Genomic DNA, 18,317 nt, shown 5'->3' on the forward strand with positions numbered 1-18,317 from the left:
CTTTTTTCATTCCGACCCGGCCACGCTCTCGGTTTCGCGCCGCGATCTGGCGCGGGCTTTCGCTCCCAGATCAAGCGCCAGTGGCATCCAGGAGGGTGTCTGGCTCTGGACCTGCAAGGGCGCCTCTTCGATATCGACGCTATGCGTGCCCGTCTGGCCGCCATCCAGTCGCATCATCCCGGTGACCGGGGCGACATCGTCGTAATCGCGACCAAAGCCGATATCGATATGGTCACCCAGCGCGAAACAGGCATTGGTCGGGTCGTAATCTATCCATCCGGCATCGGCCCCACACCAGGCCCGGACCCAGGCATGGCTGGCATCTGCGCCCACCAGCCGAGGCTGGCCGGGCGGGGGCAGGGTGCGCAGATAGCCCCCGACATAGGCCGCCGGAATCCCCAGGCTGCGCAGGCCCGAGACCATGATCTGGGCAAAGTCCTGGCAGACCCCGCGCCCGAGCCGGAAGGCTTCCTCCGGCGGGGTGTTCACATCCGTGGCCTTGGCGTCGAATGTCATCTCGCGATGCAGCGCAAGGCCGATGCGTTCGAGGGCTTCGCGAGCGGTCGCCGCCCCATGGCTGGCTTTTGCCGCAAAATCCGCGATCTCGGGAGTGGTGGGGATGCGGGGCGTCGCGGCAAGGAAATGATGCGGCGAGCGGGCGTCAAGGCCGCGATGGCCTGCAATCTCGGTCGCAAGCCGCTTGAGCGGTGCCGAAATATCCAGCCCGATGCCATGCGCGAGGCGTTGCACATCCGCCTCGAGGATCAGTTCCAGGTCGGAAATCCCGGCTGGCATCACCAGTTCGATCACCCGCGTGCCAAAGAAATCCACGAATTCGCGTGTCTCGACCGGGTCGGGATCGATGCGGATGCTGGCGCTCTGGACGGATTGCGTGCCCGGAATCGTCGCGGGCAGGATCCGGAAAAGCTGCCGCCCGGCCCCTGTCGGCCGCTCGAAGTCATAACGAAAGGCGATCTGCATCCGATAGGCGGTCATCGCAGATAGCCTTCGGTCAATAGCTCGGACAGGGCGGAAATATTCTCGGTCAGCGCCGAAAGCTGGAGGCTGTCGAGGGTTTCGGGACTCCCGGTCGCGATCTCGGTGCGACAGCGCAGCACGGCGCGGGCGAGGGCGGAATATTCGCCATGCATGACCCCGCCGGGTAATTCGGTGACCTGTCCGAACATCTGGTCCAGTTGGTAGCGCAGCGAACGCGGGTTCATCGGATCGAGCAGAAGCAGGTCGATCACCGTCTCGCGCGTGGTCGCAATGGCAAAGCGCTGACGGTGGATCATCACGCTGTCGCCCAGTTCGACGCAAAGATCCAAGCCGCCATGAGGCGCATCCGGACCCGTGAGCGCGGCGACGCTGGCGGTGGTGCCGAGGGCCCGCTCATGCAGGCGGCCGAGCGTCAGGAAACGCCACCCCTCCACGCGATACATGTTTTCGTGGACGAGACCCGAAAAGCCGGCGAGTTTGCGCAGGATCGCCGAAAGGCCGCGTGCCGCGTCATCTCCGGACCTGACCCGGCCTGCGAGCAGCTTGGCGGTCTTTTCCAGATCAGCCAAGGCCGACCACCCATCGGTCGAGAAACGGTCGCGAACCTGCCCCGCGCTGGCCACGGCAGCCGAAAGCGTGTCGATCAGGCCCTGCGGGATCGGGTGATCCGGCGTCACGCCGTAATCCTCCAGAAGCGCGTCCAGGGCGAGCTGGAGCGGCTCCGCGCCGCGCCCGCTTTCGGCCTCGCGGATATGACGGGCGCGCAGGATGCGGGTGATCTGTTCGGTCCGCTCGACGTAGCGACCCATCCAGAACAGGTTGTCGGCGGCGCGCGAGGGCAGGGTGGCGGGCGCGCTACGACGATAGGGGCCGCGATGCGCGGGGGCCATGGTGACGGCCGGGACCTCGGTTTCGCTGACGATCCAGACATCGGCGGCCGCCCCGCCGCGCTGCATGGCCAGCGCGGTCGGGTCCTCGGTCGCGCCGATCCGCGCGAAGCCGCCGGGCATGACCTGCCAGCCATCGGCGGTGCGGGCCAGAAAGACCCGCAGGCTGAAGGGGCGGGGCACGATGCGCCCGTCGATCAGGGCGGGCGTCGTGGAAAGGCTCACGGTTTCCTGCGCGACAAGCGCTGCACCCGCGCGTGCCAGCAGATTCGCCAGGGCATCTGGCTGCATCCCCCCGGCAAGAAGCGGCGGCGCGTCGCTGTCAAATGGCAGGCCCATGTCCAGCGCGCGGCTCAGCGCCATGCGCTCGGGGCGGGCCAGAACCTCGCGCCGCTCATCCGCGCCGCCAAGCCACCAGGTGGCGATATTCGGCATGGCAAGCGGCTGCCCGGTCAGCACCGGTGAAAGCTTGGGCATGAAGGCCATCATGGCGCGCGGCTCAAGCGCGCCCGAACCCAGCGCGTTGAGCATGGTCAGCCCGCCGCTGCGCAGCGCCGAGACCATGCCGGGGGTGCCGATCCGCGAGGCCGGGTTCAGTTCCAGCGGATCGACATAATCCCCGTCCATCCGCCGCCAGAGCAGGTCCACGGGGCGAAGGCCGGAGATGGTGCGCACCATCAGGTGGTCGTTCTCGACCACGAGATCGTCGCCCTGGACCAAGAGAAATCCCAGATAGCGCGCAATCCATGCCTGTTCGAAATAGGTCTCGTTCCAGGGACCGGGGGAGAGGATGGCGATCCGGGCGTCGCGATCCTCGCGCGCGGCGATCAGGTGGTCGCGGAAATCACGAAAGAAACCGGCAAGGCGATGCACATTCTGCGCGGCATAAAGATCTGCAAAGGCGCGCGAGGTGGCGACACGGTTCTCAAGCGCATAGCCCGCCCCTGATGGCGCCTGCGTCCGGTCCGACAGCACCCACCATTTCCCCTGTGGACCGCGTCCGATCTCGAAGGCGATGAAATGCAGATAATGCCCCATGCGGGGGGGAATGCCGACGACCGGGCGCAGCCATTGCGGATTGCCCGCCACCAGCGATGGCGGCAGATGCCCCTCGGCCACCAGACGGTTCGGGCCATAGAGATCGGCCATCACCATTTCCAGCAATTCGGCACGCTGAATCAGCCCGGCGCTGATTGCCTCCCAATCCGTCTCGGACATGAGGACCGGAAGATGGCTCAGCGGCCAGGGCCGCTCGATGGATGTGCCGCCGCCGTATTGCCGGTAAAACACGCCCGAATCGCGCAGATACTGGCTGGCGCGTCCAAGCGCACGGATCAGCTTGTCCGGTTCGAGAGATTGAAGATGTTCAAGAAGCGGCAGCCAGAGGGGGCGGATGCGTCCGTCCGGGTCCAGCATCTCGTCGGGAACGCCGGGCAGGCGCGCATAGCTGTCCATGCCCAGCACGGCACGCCGGGGCGGGTTGGCGAAAGTCTCGGTTCCGGCGGGTTCCATGCCTGGAATCACAGGCCCATGGGGCGGCGCAGGTCAAGCGTCATGGGAAATTCCGGCGAGATTCGCTCGGACTGTGGCCGGAAGGCGTGGCCGGTGGTGTGGCCATTGGGCTGGAAACGGGCGAGGCGGCGGGCCTCGGCCTCGTTGCCATTGACCGGGAAAGTGTCGTAATTCCGCCCGCCGGGATGGGCGACGTGATAGGTACAACCGCCCAGCGAGCGGCCCGACCAGGTGTCCCAGATGTCGAAGGTCAGCGGTGCATCGACACGCAGCACCGGGTGGATCGCGGATGCGGGCTGCCATGCCTTGAAGCGCACGCCCGCCACGGCCTCGCCCGTGCCGACGGAATGCAGCGGCACGCGGCGGCCATTGCAAAGCAGCTGGTAACGGGAGGGTTCCGCGGTGGTCAGCTTGACCTGCAACCTCTCGGTGGAACTATCGGTATAGCGCACCGTGCCGCCGATCGCGCCGGTTTCGCCAAGGACATGCCAAGGTTCGAGGGCCTGGCGCAGTTCGAGATGCGCGCCCTCATATTCGACCTCGCCGCAGAAGGGGAAGCGGAACTCGCGGCTGGCCTCGAACCATTCCTCGCTCAGATCGAAGCCGTGGCTCCGCAGATCGGCCAGCACGTCGCGGAAATCCTGCCACAGGTAATGCGGCAGCATGAAGCGGTCATGCAGCATCGTGCCCCAACGGCTGAGTTCGCCCTTTGCGGGACTGGCCCAGAAGCGCGCGATCAGCGCCCGGATCAAAAGCTGTTGGGCCAGGCTCATGCGGGCATCGGGCGGCATCTCGAAGCCGCGGAACTCGATCAGCCCGAGCCGCCCGGTCGGGCCGTCGGGGGAGTAAAGCTTGTCGATGCAGATCTCGGCGCGATGGGTATTGCCGGTCACATCGGTCAGCATATTGCGCAGCAGGCGATCGACCAGCCAAGGCTGGGGTGGCATGCCTTCGCCGGGCGCGGGGATCTGGGCCAGCGCGATCTCCAACTCGTAAAGCGCGTCATGGCGGGCCTCGTCGATACGCGGGGCCTGGGAGGTCGGGCCGATGAACAGGCCCGAAAAGAGGTAGCTCAGCGAGGGATGCCGGTTCCAATGCAGGATCAGGCTCGCCAGCAGGTCGGGCCGGCGCAGGAAGGGGCTGTCCATCGTGGTCTGGCCGCCGATGACGATATGGTTGCCGCCGCCCGTGCCGGTATGCTTGCCGTCGATCATGAATTTGTCCGCGCCAAGACGGGACTGGCGGGCCTCCTCGTAAACCGCCGTGGTGATATCGACGCAATCCTGCCAGTTCCGGGCGGGGTGGATATTCACCTCGATCACGCCGGGATCGGGGGCGACGCGGATCACGTTCAGACGCGGGTCATGCGGCGGGGCATAGCCCTCGATGTGGATTTTCAGCCCCAGGCGCAAAGCGGCGGCCTCGGCGGCATGCAGGAGGTCGAGATAGTCTTCCAGCATCGTCACCGGAGGCATGAAGACGCAAAGCCGCCCGTCGCGCGGCTCGACCGACAGGGCGGTGCGGACGAAGCCGTCTATCTCGACCGGGCTCTGGGCTTGCTGGGGCTGCGCGGGGCTTGCCGGAACAAAGCTCGCCATGGGCTGCGATTTCCGCGTCGGCTCGATCTCTCCGGGGGGTGGTAGGTCGGGGCGGTCGATGGTCGGGTCCATCGGATTGACATAGGGATATTGCCCCTCGGTCAGATGGGGCAGGCCGGTCAGCGGCAGGCGGTAGCCGACCGCGCTGTCGCCCGGCACGAGGAACATCTGCCCGCGCCGCAGCCGCCAGCGCTCGGAATGCCATTTCCGCTTGCCCGCGCGACCCTGCCAGGGCTGCACCGGCAGGACGAAGCCGACCGGCTCGGTCAGGCCGCGATTGAAGACGGTGGCGAGGCGGTGGCGTTCCTCGGGGTCCTTGAGCTTGGAATTCTCGGGGGTGACGTTTTCGGGCAGGTTCGCTTCCTTGACCAGCCATTCGGCGGGGTCCTCATAGGCGGGCATGACATTCTGCTGCGGCACGCCCAATTCCCCGGCGATCTCGCGCAAAAGTTCCTGCGATTGCAGGGGGGTCGCGTGCTGGTCCACGCCCTCGGCGGCGATCAGGTCGGGGTTCTGCCAGACCGGCTGGCCGTCGCGCCGCCAGTAAAGCGAGAAGGTCCAGCGCGGCAGGCTCTCGCCCGGATACCATTTGCCCTGACCGTAATGCAGGAAGCCGCCCGGCGCGAAGCGGCTGCGCAGGCGGCGGATCAGCGTATCGGCGAGCGCGCGTTTCTGCGGGCCGACGGCGGCGGTGTTCCACTCGGCGCTTTCGAAATCGTCGATCGACACGAAGGTCGGCTCGCCGCCCATGGTCAGACGCACATCGCCTACCTGCAATGCCGCATCGACCTTTTGGCCAAGCGCGTTCAGGTCGTCCCACGCGTCGTCGCTGAAAGGCTTGGTGATGCGCGGATGCTCGGCCACGCGGCGGATCTGCATGTCGAAGTCGAACTCGGTCTTCGCGATGCCGGAATAGCCGCCGCTGATCGGCGCGGCATTGCGGTAATGCGGGGTCGCGGCCAGCGGGATATGGCTTTCCCCGGTCAAGAGCCCCGAGGTCGGGTCCAGCCCGATCCAGCCCGCGCCGGGGATATAGACTTCCGCCCATGCGTGAAGGTCGGTGAAGTCGTGATCCGTGCCCGAAGGCCCGTCCAGCGCCTCGAGATCCGGCTTCAGCTGGATCAGATAGCCCGAGACAAACCGCGCGGCAAAACCCAGATGGCGCAAGACCTGCACCAGAAGCCAGCTTGAATCGCGGCACGAGCCGCTGGCGAGGGTCAAGGTCTCTTCGGGGCTCTGCACGCCGGGCTCAAGGCGGATGGTGTAGTTCACCAGTTGCGAGATGCGGGCATTCAGCCAGACGATGAAATCGGTGGTGCGGCTCTTCTCGCGGGGGATGCTGTCCAGAAGCTTTTGCAGGCCCGGCCCCGCAGGCTCGGGCTGGCGATAGATCGCGAGATCCTCGACGAGGTCCTCGGGATAGGTGAAGGGCCAGAACTCGGCGCTGTCCTCGGTGAAGAAATCGAAAGGATTATAGACGGTCATGTCCGCGACCAGATCGACCTCGATCTTCAATTCGCGCACCGGCTCGGGAAAGACGAAACGGGCGAGCCAATTGCCGAACGGGTCAAGCTGGTGGTTTACGAAATGCCCGCCGGGGCTGACCTTCAGCGCATGCGAGATCACGCGGGTGCGCGAATAGGGCGCAGGGCGCAGGCGGATGATCTGGGGGCCGAGAATGACGGGCTTGTCGTATTTGTAATGGGTCAGGTGATAGATGCTGGCCTTGATCGACATGGTCCGTCCCGCTTCCTGTTGCCTTTGGAATTGCTAACAGCGCGGCATTGCGATTGGGAACGGCTGCCCGGCTCGGAACGGGCCGACCGGGCAATCTTGCCTAAAATTTCAGCAAGAACGGGTTCATTCCGGGCGGGCTGGTGTCGTGGCCCGGATCTCGTCCTCGGAGATCTCGCGTTGCCATTCCCGCCAGATCGAAACCAGCAGCGCCATCAGGACGGGGCCGACGAAAAGCCCCACGATGCCCAATGTCTTGACCCCGCCCACCAGCCCGAAAAAGGTCGGCAGGAAGGGCAGCTTGACGGGTCCGCCGACGAGAAGCGGCCTGATCGTCTTGTCCACGACGAAAAGTTCGCAGGTGCCCCAGACAAAGAGCGCGATCCCCGCAATCGGCGAGCCGCTCGCCACCAGATAGACCGAGACCAGGGTGAAGCACAGCGGAGCGCCGCCGGGGATCAGCGCCATGAACCCGGTGATCACCCCGAATGTCACCGGCGAAGGCACGCCCGCGATCCAATAGGCAGAGCCAAGGATCACCCCCTCGCCAATGGCGATCAGGGTCATGCCGGTCACGGTCGAACTGATCGTGGCAGGCACGACGCGCGACAGCCGGTCCCAGCGATCGGGCAGGATGCGCGCGCCGACCCGGTCGAGCTGCGCCACCATGCGGTCTCCGTCGCGGTAAAGGACGAACAGCGTGATCAGCATGAAAAGCAACGTCAGCGCGAGATGGAAGGCCAGCGAGCCCGCCGTCAGCGCGCCGCGATAGATCGTGCCGATATTCGAGCCGGATATCGCCTGCACGATCTCGCTGATACCGCCGGGATGGCCGATATAGCTGCGCCATTGCTCATCGAGCCAGGGGCCGATCTGGGGCAGGTTCAACATCCAGTCGGGTGTCGGCGCCCCCGAGGCATTCACGAAGATCGCCCAGTTGATCCAGTCCTTGAGTTCGCGAAAGGCATATAGCAGCGCCATGGCGATCGGGATCACAAGGAAGCAGACGAGGATCAGCACCATGGCCGCCGCCGTCATCGTCCGGCCCAGCCCAAGCTGATGCACGCCCCGCTCACGCAGGGGCCAGCTTGCCAGCGCGATCACGACCGCCGCAAGCACCGGGACCAGAAACCCGTGGAAGAAATAGACCGAGGCAAGCACGATGCCCAAAAGCAGCCATCGCGCCGCCGAAATATTCGTCAGAAGCGGCTGGCGATGCGGGCGCAGGCCCGTCGCGCGGATATGCAGCGTTGATTTTCCGGTCTTTTCCGGGGGGGCCTCGGCGGTCGTCATCATTCCAATTCCGGTCTGCGCGGGGTCACATCATAACAGATCCCACCCCGCTGCAAGCAGGGAATGGTCACAAGGCCGCAGGAATCGAGTCAAATGCGTGGCGTCAAGCCCCGTGCAAGGCCTCGCGGGCGGTCGCAAGCGCCAGGCCATCGACGACGGCGGTAAAGGCCTCGGAACGGCGCAATTCGGCATTCGGACACAGCGCCCGGGCCGCGTGGCCGACCAGATCCATCAGGCTGGAGCCGCCGACCAGAATGACGCTCGCGATCTCATCCTGCGCGACCCCGGCCATGTCCAGCGTCTCGCGCGCGGCCAGTGAGAGGTCATTCTGATACTGGGTCAACGCGTCTTGCAGCGAGGCGGGCGTGATCGCGACGCCAAGGCCGGGCTCGATAAAGCCCATCTGGATGCCCGCCGCATCGCTGCCGCCATTCGCGGCGATCTTGCCGCGTTCCACCGCAAAGGCCAGTTCATGGCCCAGTTCCTCGTCGAGCACGGCGACGAGCCGCGACAGCGCGGCGCGGTCGGTGGCGAGCCTTGCCATGTCCTGTGCCATGCGCCGCGTCTCGGGCGTGTAGAGAAAGGGGATGCGCGCCCAGGTCGCCAGTTCCGAAAAGACGGCATTGGGGACCGGCAGCAGGCCCTCGCCCATCTCGCGGCGCAGGCTGCCGCCATGGCCCAGAGCGGGCATGGCATGGCTCATCGAGACGGCATGGTCGAAATCCGTGCCGCCCAGCCGGATGCCGTGATTGGCCAGAATCTGCGCGCCGGTCGGGCCGCTGCGAAAGACCGAGAAATCCGAGGTGCCCCCGCCGATATCGACGATCAGACCCAGCCCTCCCGCGCGACCCAGACCATGCGAGGCCAGAGCGGCGGCCTCGGGCTCGACGAGGAACTCGACCTCGGTGAAACCGGCCGCCAGATAGCAGGCGCGCAGATCAGCCTCGGCCTGGCTGTCGCGCTCGGCGTGATTGCTGTGGAAATGCACGGGCCTTCCGGACAGGACGCGGTTAAAGCGCTGCCCGGTCGCCGCCTCGGCCCGGCGTTTCACTTCGCGCAGGAATTCCGCGACGATCTCGGCGATGCTGCGGCGCTTGCCGCCGATCAGGCGTTTTTCATGGACCAGCGAGGTCCCCAGCACGCTTTTCAGGGCGCGCATGTAGCGCCCTTCATTGCCTTCGATCAGGTCGTCTGCGGCGGCGGCGCCGATGCGCATCGCCCCCCCGCGCGCCGGAAAGAAAACCGCAGTGGGCAGGGTATCGGCCCCGTCCTCGATCGGGATGCGATGCACCCGGCCATCTCGCAGGGTCGCGGCCGCGCTGTTCGAGGTCCCGAAATCGATGGCGAGCACGCTCTCGGTCATGTCCTGTCCCTTTCCCGCGAAAAGCCGAGGCTGATAGCGGCAAAGCGCGCCCTGCACAAGGGCAACCGCTTCTTGCCATTTGACCCAAGGCGGGCGATCGGTGAGGCTCGTCACGCGCCATTCCGGCCTTGCAGGAGAGATCGCCTTGCCCCTGTCCCGTCGCCGCTTCATTGCCAGCACCGCCGCGATGGCCGGTACGGTCGTCCTGCATCCCTTTGCCGCGCGGGCACAGTCCGGGCAGGCGCATCTGCGCATCCTGTCGACGACGGACCTGCATTGCCACGTCTATCCCTATGACTATTACGCCGACAGACCGAGCGATGCGGTGGGCCTGTCGCGCAGCGCAAGCCTGATCGAACAGGTCCGTGCCGAGGCCGGGAACACGATCCTTGTGGATAATGGCGATTACCTCCAGGGCAATCCTTTGGGCGATTACATGGCCTATGAGAAAGGCATGCGGTCCGGAGACACCCATCCGGTCATCGCGGCGATGAACACGCTGGAATATGACGCCGGAGCAATCGGCAATCACGAGTTCAACTACGGGATGGAGTTCCTTGAACTTGCCAGCAAAACCACGACGCGCCCCTTGGTTTGCGCGAATTTCGCGCGTCGTTTGGGGGCAAAGCCCGAAGATGATGTCCATGTCTTCCAGCCCTTTGTCCTTCTTGAGCGCGAATTGACCGATGGGGCGGGCAAGAAACGTCCAATCCGCATCGGCGTGATCGGCTTTGTGCCGCCCCAGATCATGCAATGGGACGCGACCCATCTGGCGGCCGGATATGCGACCCGCGACATCGTCGAGACGGCGCGCGCCTGGGTCCCCGAACTGCGCCGCCAGGGGGCCGATATCGTCATGGCCCTTGCGCATTCGGGCCTGTCGCTCGATCCCGTCGCGCCGGGGATGGAAAATGCGTGCTATTACCTCGCCGAGGTCGAGGGGATCGATGCCATCGTCATGGGCCATGCCCATGCGGTCTGGCCATCCGAGGATTTCACGGGCGATGGGCTGGACCCGACGACCGGTCGGATCAAGGGCGTGCCGGCGGTCATGGCCGGGTTCTGGGGATCGCATATGGGGCTGATCGACCTGCTTTTGGAACATGATGGAGGCGGCTGGCGCGTCGTCGATGCGCTCAGCGAGGCGCGGCCGATCGCGCAGCGCGGCGAAGATCGCAGGATCGAGCCGCTGGTTCAGGATTATGCGCCCGCTTTGGCCGCCGCCAAGGCCGGGCACGAGGCGACGCTGGACTATGTCCGTGCCGAGGTCGGCCAGACCGATGCCCCGCTCTTCAGCTATTTCGCGCAAGTGGCCGATGACCCTTCGGTGCAGATCGTCTCGCTGGCGCAGAGTTGGTATGCGCGTCAGCTGCTCAAGGGCACGCCGCATGAGGCGCTGCCGCTGCTTTCCGCCGCCGCGCCCTTCAAGGCAGGGGGCAGGGGCGGTCCGGACTATTATACCGACGTGCCGAAAGGTCCGGTCGCGATCAAGAACGTGGCCGATCTTTATCTTTATCCGAACACCTTGCAGGTGGTGAAGGTGACCGGGGCCGAGGTTAAGGATTGGCTCGAACGGTCCGCCGGACAGTTCAACCGCATCGCGCCGGGTGCGCAGGACGCGCCGCTGCTGAATGCGGATTTCCGCTCTTACAATTTCGACGTGATCGACGGGGTGAGCTATCTGATCGACCTGACCCAGCCGTCGAAATATGGCGCGGCCGAGGGCGAGCTTCTGGACCCCGAGGCGAACCGGATCAGGGATCTGCAATATGACGGAAAGCCGATCGACCCGGCGCAGGAATTCCTGATCGCCACCAACAATTACCGCGCCTCGGGGGGCGGGACCTTTCCGGGGGCGGATGGCTCGACCGTGATCCTTGCCGCGCCCGATACCAATCGCGACCTGCTGGTGCGCTATATCGTGGATCAGAGGGTCATTTCGCCCTCGGCGGATGCCAATTGGCGCTTTGCTCCGATTGAGGGCGCGACCGCGCTCTTCGAGACCGGCCCCAAGGCGCGGGACTACCTGCCGCTTTTGCGCGCGCGCGGCCTTGCCATCGACGAGATCGGCCCAGCAGAAGGCGGCTTTGCGCAATATCGCCTGACGCTCTAGGCGGGCATGGCGGCTATCTGCAAGAGCGATCGGATTTCCTCTTGCACAAGCGAAAAATATGGAATAATTGCTGACCTATATAGGGTTTAGCTCATCTTCTTGCGCAAGCCTGCCATGCAAAAGCAATTTTGCGAGCGGAGCGGTATTTTCATCGCGCCGCTCATCCGCTATGCGCGCCCAGTGCGCCTTCTCCGCGATGGCCGCACTACCCCTCGTAAATGCGGAATAGTATAAATGACTGACCAATCCATCGGCGCGCCCGCTGCGGTGCGCGGAGCTGCGCGTGTCAATTCGCCCGCGCAGGTGCTGCTCGCCAGCCTGATCGGCACGACGATCGAATTCTTCGACTTCTACGTCTATGCCACGGCGGCCGTGCTTGTTTTTCCGGCGCTCTTCTTCCCGGCCAGCGATCCGACCACGGCGCTGCTTGCCTCTTTTGCGACCTTCTCGATTGCCTTCTTCGCGCGTCCTTTCGGCGCCATCGTATTCGGCCATTTCGGAGACCGGGTCGGCCGCAAGGCGACACTGGTGGCCGCGCTGCTGACCATGGGCATTTCGACCGTGATCATCGGGCTTCTGCCGACCTATGCACAGATCGGCGTTGCCGCGCCGGCGCTGCTGGCGCTTTGCCGCTTTGGTCAGGGTTTCGGCCTGGGCGGAGAATGGGGCGGCGCGGTGCTGCTCGCGACCGAGAACGCGCCGGAAGGCAAGCGCAGTTGGTACGGCATGTTCCCGCAACTGGGCGCGCCGGTCGGGCTGTTCCTGTCCTCGGGGTTCTTCTGGGTCCTGCTGCATTTCATGTCGCAAGAGGACCTGCTGGCCTGGGGTTGGCGTCTGCCTTTCCTGGCCTCGATCCTGTTGATCGCGCTGGGGCTCTGGGTGCGGCTCTCGATCACCGAGACGCCTGAATTCGCCGAAGCCGTCAAAAAGGACAAGCGCGCCGCCGTTCCTGTGGTCGAGGTCTTCCGCAATCACAAGCGCAGCCTGTTCCTCGGCACGTTTGTCGCGCTGGTCACCTTCGTGCTGTTCTATATCTGCTCGGCCTGGCTTTTGTCCTTCAACGTCAAGGTCCGTCAGATGGCCTTCCTTGATGCGCTGCGATTGCAGATCTTTGGCTCGGTGGTCTTTGGCATCGCCATCCCGATCGCGGGCAAGATCGCGGATCGCGTGGGCCGCCGTCCATTCCTGATCGTGGTGACGGTGCTCATCGCGGGCTTCTCGTTCCTGCTCGCGCCCTTGATGAGCGGCAGCGACGCCGCGCTTTACGGCTTTGTCACCATCGGCATGTTCCTGATGGGGTTGACCTATGGCGTGATCGGGGCGGCGCTGGCTGCGCCCTTCCCGACGCAGGTGCGCTATACCGGCTCGTCGATCACCTTCAATTTCGCGGGCATCTTCGGCGCCTCGCTCGCGCCCTATGCGGCGACCTGGCTGCAAAAGAACTATGGCCTGACCCATGTCGGCTATTACATGCTCTTTGCGGCTGCGGTGACATTGCTCTGCATCCTTGCCTCGGGCAAGGACGAGGTCTGATCCCGCCCCAATCCGGAAAGCCGCAGCCGCTCTGGCTGCGGCTTTTCTCGTGCCGCCTCTTCCGGGATCATGAGTCGTGCAATATGCATGAATAGCCCGACTTGCGGCGGCGCGGCGATGAGAAGAGCCGCGTTTCTGACGCGGCAAATCCGCGCGGATGGCAAGAAATCGCCGATAGGCCCATACCGGTCGGTGAACACATGGGGTAAACTTATGTCTGCATAAGTACGAGTAACCATGACCCATCACGCGAAATATCCCGCCGGACTTCCCGCGCTCTTCCTTGTCGAGATGTGGGAGCGCTTCAGCTATTACGGCATGCGCGCCATCCTGGTCCTTTACCTCATCGATGCGATCGGCACCGGAGGGCTGGGCCTGCCGGAATCCGAGGCCATGGCGATCTATGGCATCTATACCGCCGCAGTTTACATTCTGGCGCTTCCGGGCGGCTGGATCGCGGACCGTTTCTGGGGTTCGCGCCGGGCGATCACGGTCGGGGCCGTCATCATCATCATCGGGCACCTGTTCCTGGCCTTTGCCGGGGCGAGCCAAGGGGTGTTCTATCTGGGCCTCGGCGCGATCGCGATCGGGACAGGGCTGCTCAAGCCCAATATCTCGTCCATGGTGGGCGAACTTTACGACAAGGATGACGTGGCGGGGCGGGATGCCGGTTTCTCGTTCTTCTACATGGGCATCAATGTCGGTGCGATCCTTGGCGGTCTTGTCGCGGGCTATCTGGGCGAAAGCTGGGGCTGGCATTGGGGCTTTGGTGCCGCGGCGATTGCGATGCTGTTCGGGCTGTTGAACTTTATCCATGCCGGGCGCAATTCGCTTGCGGGCAAGGGTGACGCCCCGGTGCCGCATCATCACCCCGATGCGGAAACGGCCGATCGCGATCACCGCTGGACCGCGGGGCTGGTGATGGGCGCATTCGGCCTTGTCGCCCTGATGATGTTCATGGGATGGGTCGATCTGAGCAGCGCTGCGGGACTTGCCAAGGCGATGGGTGTCCTGATCGTGACGGTGGCCGTCGGCTTCTTCCTCAATATCTACTTCGCCGGCGATCTCGCAGCCGATGAAAAGCGCCGGATGATCGTGCTGGCCGTCCTGTTCGTCGCGGCGGCATTGTTCTGGTCCCGTTTCGAGCAGGCCGGTTCCTCGCTTTCCGTCTTTGCCTCGCAGCTGACCGATCGCGAATGGGGCAGCTTCCTCGTTCCAGCCTCGTGGTTCCAGAACCTCAACCCGGCCTTCATCATCCTTCTGACCCCGATTCTGGCGTCCTTCTGGATCTGGGCGCAGGCGCGCGGTTGGGAAATCTCGGTCTTTGTGAAATTCGGCCTGGCGCTGATCCTTGCAGGCGCGGGCTTCCTTCTGCTGGTCCCCGCCGCCGAGATCGCCATGACCGGCGTCAAGGTCTCGTTCCTGTTCCTGTTCGGTACATTCTTCATCCACACGCTTGCCGAACTCTTGCTGAGCCCGGTGGGGCTGAGCACGTTCTCGCGGCTCGCCCCGGCGCGTTTCGTCAGCCAGATGATGGGGTTCTGGTTCCTGGCGGCCTCGCTCGGCAATCTGTTCGCGGGCTTGCTTGCCTCCGAGATCGATACCAGTTCGCCGGCCAGCCTGCCTGACCTGTTCACCCGCCTCTTCGTCGACAGCGCGATTGCCGGGGTCGTCTTGATCCTTGTCGCGCGGCCGCTGACCCGTTGGGCGCTTGGGGGCAGCGAGCGGCAGGCCGGCTCGGCGCAATCGCATTGACCTGAGGGCTGGCCCCTCGGGCCAGCCTTTCGCGACTAAAAAGGGCCGGTGGCACCACGCCACCGGCCCTTTTGCGCTCGGTCTGCGCCCGAGGCCCGGGCTCGCGTCAGGCGATCTCGATCTTCAGCGTCTCGATAAAGGCTCCGCGATAAAGCGCGCTCAGTTCGGCAAGCGGCGCGCTGTCCTGACCAAGGCTGATCGTCTCGCCCCCGAAGCGTCCGATACGCGCGACCGGAACCCCGGCCACCTTTGCGGCTTCTTGCAGCTTCGCGGCATTTTCCGCGTCGCAGGCAACGAGGTAGCGGGCCTGATCTTCGCCAAAAAGACGCGCGATGTCGGATACGTCCAACTCGACGCCCAGACCCGCAGCCTCTGCCATCTCGAACGCCGCCAAAGCGAGGCCGCCATCCGACAGATCGGTCGATGCCGAGAACAGCTTGCCATTGGCGCGCAGGAATTCGCCATGCTTGCGCTCGGCGGCCAGATCGACATGCGGCGCATCGCCGGCTTCCAGGCCAAAGGCCTCGGCGGCCAGCGCCGACTGGCCGAGATGGCCCTTGGTTTCGCCGATGACCAGCGCGACATCACCCGCGGCGGGCAGGCCCGCGATCAGATCGTCGAGATTGGCGATCAGTCCGACGCCGCCGATGGTGGGCGTGGGCAGAATGCCCTTGCCATCCGTCTCGTTGTAAAGCGAGACGTTGCCCGAGACGATCGGGAAGTCGAGCGCCGCACAGGCCTCGCCGATGCCTTTGATCGCGCCGACCAGCTGGCCCATGATCTCGGGCTTTTCGGGATTGCCGAAGTTCAGGTTGTCGGTCGTCGCAAGCGGCAGCGCGCCGCAGGCGGAGAGATTGCGGTAGGCCTCGGCCACGGCCTGTTTGCCGCCCTCATAGGGGTTCGCCTTGACATAGCGCGGAGTGACGTCGCTGGTGAAGGCGAGCGCCTTGCCGGTGCCATGAACGCGGACCACGCCAGCACCCAGACCGGGGCGGCGGACGGTATCAGCGCCGACCTGCGTGTCATATTGCTCCCAGACCCAGGCTTTATGGGCATAGCTGGGCGAGCCGATCAGGGCTTTCAGCGCGGCGATGGGGGTGATTGCGGGCAGAGCGGGCAGGGCTTCGGCAGCGGGCGTTTCCACCCACGGACGGTCATATTCCGGCGCGCTCGAGGACAGTTTCGACAGCGGTAGGTCTGCCTTGACCTCGTTGTGATGCAGGATCAGGAAACGGTCCTCGGCGATGGTTTCGCCGACAATGGCGAAGTCGAGATCCCATTTCTCGAAGATGGCGCGGGCCTCTGCCTCTTTCTCGGGCTTCAGCACCATGAGCATGCGCTCTTGGCTTTCCGAGAGCATCATCTCGTAGGCGGTCATATGCGCTTCGCGCTGCGGCACGTTTTCAAGGTTCAGCTTGATGCCAAGCCCGCCCTTGTCGCCCATTTCCACGGCCGAGCAGGTCAGGCCCGCCGCGCCCATGTCTTGGATCGAGATGACCGAGTCCGTCTGCATCAGTTCGAGGCAGGCTTCCAGCAGGCATTTCTCGGTGAAGGGGTCGCCGACTTGCACGGTCGGGCGCTTTTCCTCGATCGTGTCGTCGAATTCGGCCGATGCCATGGTCGCGCCGCCGACGCCGTCGCGTCCGGTCTTGGCACCCAGATAGACGACCGGCATCCCGACACCCGAAGCCGCCGAGTAGAAGATCTTGTCGGCATCGGCCAGCCCCGCCGCAAAGGCGTTCACGAGGCAGTTGCCGTCATAGGATTGGTGGAAGCGGACTTCGCCGCCGACATTCGGCACGCCGAAAGCGTTGCCGTAAGCGCCGATGCCTTCGACCACGCCCTTGACCAGATGGGCGGTCTTGGGGTGCTGGGGGCGGCCAAAGGACAAAGCATCCATCGCGGCGATCGGACGCGCGCCCATGGTGAAGACGTCGCGCAGGATACCGCCGACGCCGGTCGCAGCACCCTGATGCGGCTCGATATAGGAGGGGTGGTTGTGGCTTTCCATCTTGAAGACCACGGCCTGACCGTCGCCGATATCGACGACGCCCGCATTCTCGCCGGGTCCGCAGATGACCTGCGGGCCGGTGGTGGGCAGGGTGCGCAGCCATTTCTTGGAGGATTTATACGAGCAATGCTCGTTCCACATGGCCGAGAAAATGCCCAACTCGGTGAACGTCGGCTCGCGGCCGATGATCTCGAGGATGCGCTGATATTCGTCAGGCTTCAGGCCATGTGCGGCAATCAGGTCTTCGGTGATCTGCGGTTCATCCATGGTCGAGCCCTTTTCCCGGAATTTGGCGCCTTTTATGCGGCGACGGGCGATTAGGAAAGAGGCCCTGCGCAGTCGGGCGCAGACCGGCATTCAACAGCCGCAAAACGTGCTGCGATGTCACTGCCCGATCCGGGTGCCGGACAAAAAAAGAAGCCGGGCATAAAGCCCGGCCTAAGTCCAACAGGGAGGTTGAAGTTGATGAGAGTTTCCTCAAATCATCCCCTTCGCCGCCTCAGATATGTGCAGTGTGCGAACCGTTCAAGATGTAATTCGGAATCTTCAAACATGCCCGATATGCGTTTGGGGAATGGCTTCGCCCGTCTGGATTTCACTCGTTGTTGCTATCGGCCTGATGCTTGCGGATGGACTGGATTTCCTCGAGCACGAAATCGCGGAAAGCGGTGACCCGGCGCGAGGCGCGCAATTCCTCGGGGAAGGCAAGGAAAACCGGCACCTCGCCGGATTCGATCTCGGGCAGGACGCGGGTCAGATTGGGGAAGTCCGCCGTCAGGTAGTCCGGAAGCACGCCGATACCGACATTGTTCAGCACGCCCTGCAAAACCCCGAAATAGCTGTTGATCATCAAAAGCGAGGGCAGTTGATGGGCCATGAGCATCTGGACCAGCGCGGCCCCGGAACTGACCTGCGGGCTGTGCTGGTTCTGGCAGATCAGGCGATGGGCGCGCAGATCCTCGACGACCTGGGGGGTGCCGGCGCGCTCGAGATATTCCGGCGTCGCATAAAGGCGCATCCGGATATTGAGCAGGCGCCGCCGGATCAGGTCCTGCTGGGCGGGTTCCTTCATGCGGATGGCGACATCCGCTTCGCGCATGGGCAGATCCAGAACCCGTTCTTCGAGCATCAGGTCGATTTTCAGGTCGGGATAGCGTTCATAGAGCTTCGCCAGTCGCGGCACCAGCCACATCGTGCCAAAACCGGTCGTGCTGGTCACCTTGAGCTCTCCGGCGACCTCTTCCTCGCTGTCCCTGATCCGCGCGGCAGTGGTGTCGAGCTTGCGTACCATCGACGAGGTCGCCTCGAACAGCAATTCGCCCTGTTCGGTCAGGATCAACCCGCGCGCATGGCGGTGAAACAGGGTCGAGCCCAGTGAATCCTCGAGCGCGCGAATTTGGCGGCTGACGGCGGATTGGGAGAGATGCAGGACATCACCCGCATGGGTGAGTGAACCCGCATCTGCAACCGCGTGAAAAATTCTGAGCTTGTCCCAGTCCATGATCCAGCTTTCTCGTGG

At 64.4% G+C, this 18,317-nt stretch carries 10 protein-coding genes; 3 read left to right on the forward strand and 7 right to left on the reverse strand.

What is annotated here, in order from left to right; all coding sequences use genetic code 11:
• Window positions 1-6: 6 nt before the first annotated feature.
• The 5 genes from ESZ60_RS04535 to ESZ60_RS04555 form a co-directional block, all read right to left on the reverse strand.
• Complete coding sequence (locus ESZ60_RS04535) at window positions 7-996, reverse strand: transglutaminase family protein (RefSeq protein WP_134679241.1); 990 nt, start codon at window positions 994-996, stop codon at window positions 7-9.
• On the reverse strand, window positions 993-3,398 hold the full coding sequence (locus tag ESZ60_RS04540; RefSeq protein WP_245155575.1) for a circularly permuted type 2 ATP-grasp protein: 2,406 nt from the start codon (window positions 3,396-3,398) through the stop codon (window positions 993-995). The genes ESZ60_RS04535 and ESZ60_RS04540 overlap by 4 nt, the downstream gene beginning before the upstream one ends.
• 8 nt (window positions 3,399-3,406) lie before the next feature.
• Window positions 3,407-6,733 carry a transglutaminase family protein gene (locus ESZ60_RS04545; RefSeq protein ID WP_134679242.1) on the reverse strand — a complete coding sequence of 1,109 codons (3,327 nt, stop codon included), beginning with the start codon at window positions 6,731-6,733 and terminating at the stop codon, window positions 3,407-3,409.
• Between the two features lie 123 nt (window positions 6,734-6,856).
• Window positions 6,857-8,023, reverse strand: coding sequence for an AI-2E family transporter (locus ESZ60_RS04550; protein WP_425331303.1), 1,167 nt, complete (start codon window positions 8,021-8,023; stop codon window positions 6,857-6,859).
• Between the two features lie 103 nt (window positions 8,024-8,126).
• Window positions 8,127-9,386: an Hsp70 family protein gene (locus ESZ60_RS04555; RefSeq protein ID WP_134679422.1), complete on the reverse strand. Its 1,260-nt coding sequence runs from the start codon at window positions 9,384-9,386 to the stop codon at window positions 8,127-8,129.
• A 139-nt stretch (window positions 9,387-9,525) separates the two neighbouring features.
• On the opposite strand from ESZ60_RS04555, the gene ESZ60_RS04560 reads away from it, so the two are divergent.
• From ESZ60_RS04560 to ESZ60_RS04570, 3 genes are all read left to right on the forward strand, one after another.
• Window positions 9,526-11,499 (forward strand): bifunctional 2',3'-cyclic-nucleotide 2'-phosphodiesterase/3'-nucleotidase, encoded by a 1,974-nt coding sequence (locus ESZ60_RS04560; RefSeq protein ID WP_134679423.1) that lies wholly within the window; start codon window positions 9,526-9,528, stop codon window positions 11,497-11,499.
• Between the two features lie 234 nt (window positions 11,500-11,733).
• On the forward strand, window positions 11,734-13,032 hold the full coding sequence (locus ESZ60_RS04565) for an MFS transporter (protein ID WP_134679244.1): 1,299 nt from the start codon (window positions 11,734-11,736) through the stop codon (window positions 13,030-13,032).
• Window positions 13,033-13,269: 237 nt separating this feature from the next.
• Complete coding sequence (locus ESZ60_RS04570; protein WP_134679245.1) at window positions 13,270-14,787, forward strand: peptide MFS transporter; 1,518 nt, start codon at window positions 13,270-13,272, stop codon at window positions 14,785-14,787.
• Window positions 14,788-14,893: 106 nt separating this feature from the next.
• On the opposite strand, the gene purL is transcribed toward ESZ60_RS04570, so the two are convergent.
• The gene (gene purL / locus ESZ60_RS04575) at window positions 14,894-17,065 is read right to left on the reverse strand and encodes a phosphoribosylformylglycinamidine synthase subunit PurL (RefSeq protein WP_134679246.1); all 2,172 of its coding nucleotides are present in this window, start codon (window positions 17,063-17,065) and stop codon (window positions 14,894-14,896) included.
• Between the two features lie 328 nt (window positions 17,066-17,393).
• Complete coding sequence (locus ESZ60_RS04580; protein ID WP_134679424.1) at window positions 17,394-18,299, reverse strand: LysR family transcriptional regulator; 906 nt, start codon at window positions 18,297-18,299, stop codon at window positions 17,394-17,396.
• Window positions 18,300-18,317 lie beyond the last annotated feature (18 nt).

Source organism: Paracoccus ravus, from assembly GCF_004522175.1.
Taxonomy (GTDB): domain Bacteria; phylum Pseudomonadota; class Alphaproteobacteria; order Rhodobacterales; family Rhodobacteraceae; genus Paracoccus; species Paracoccus ravus.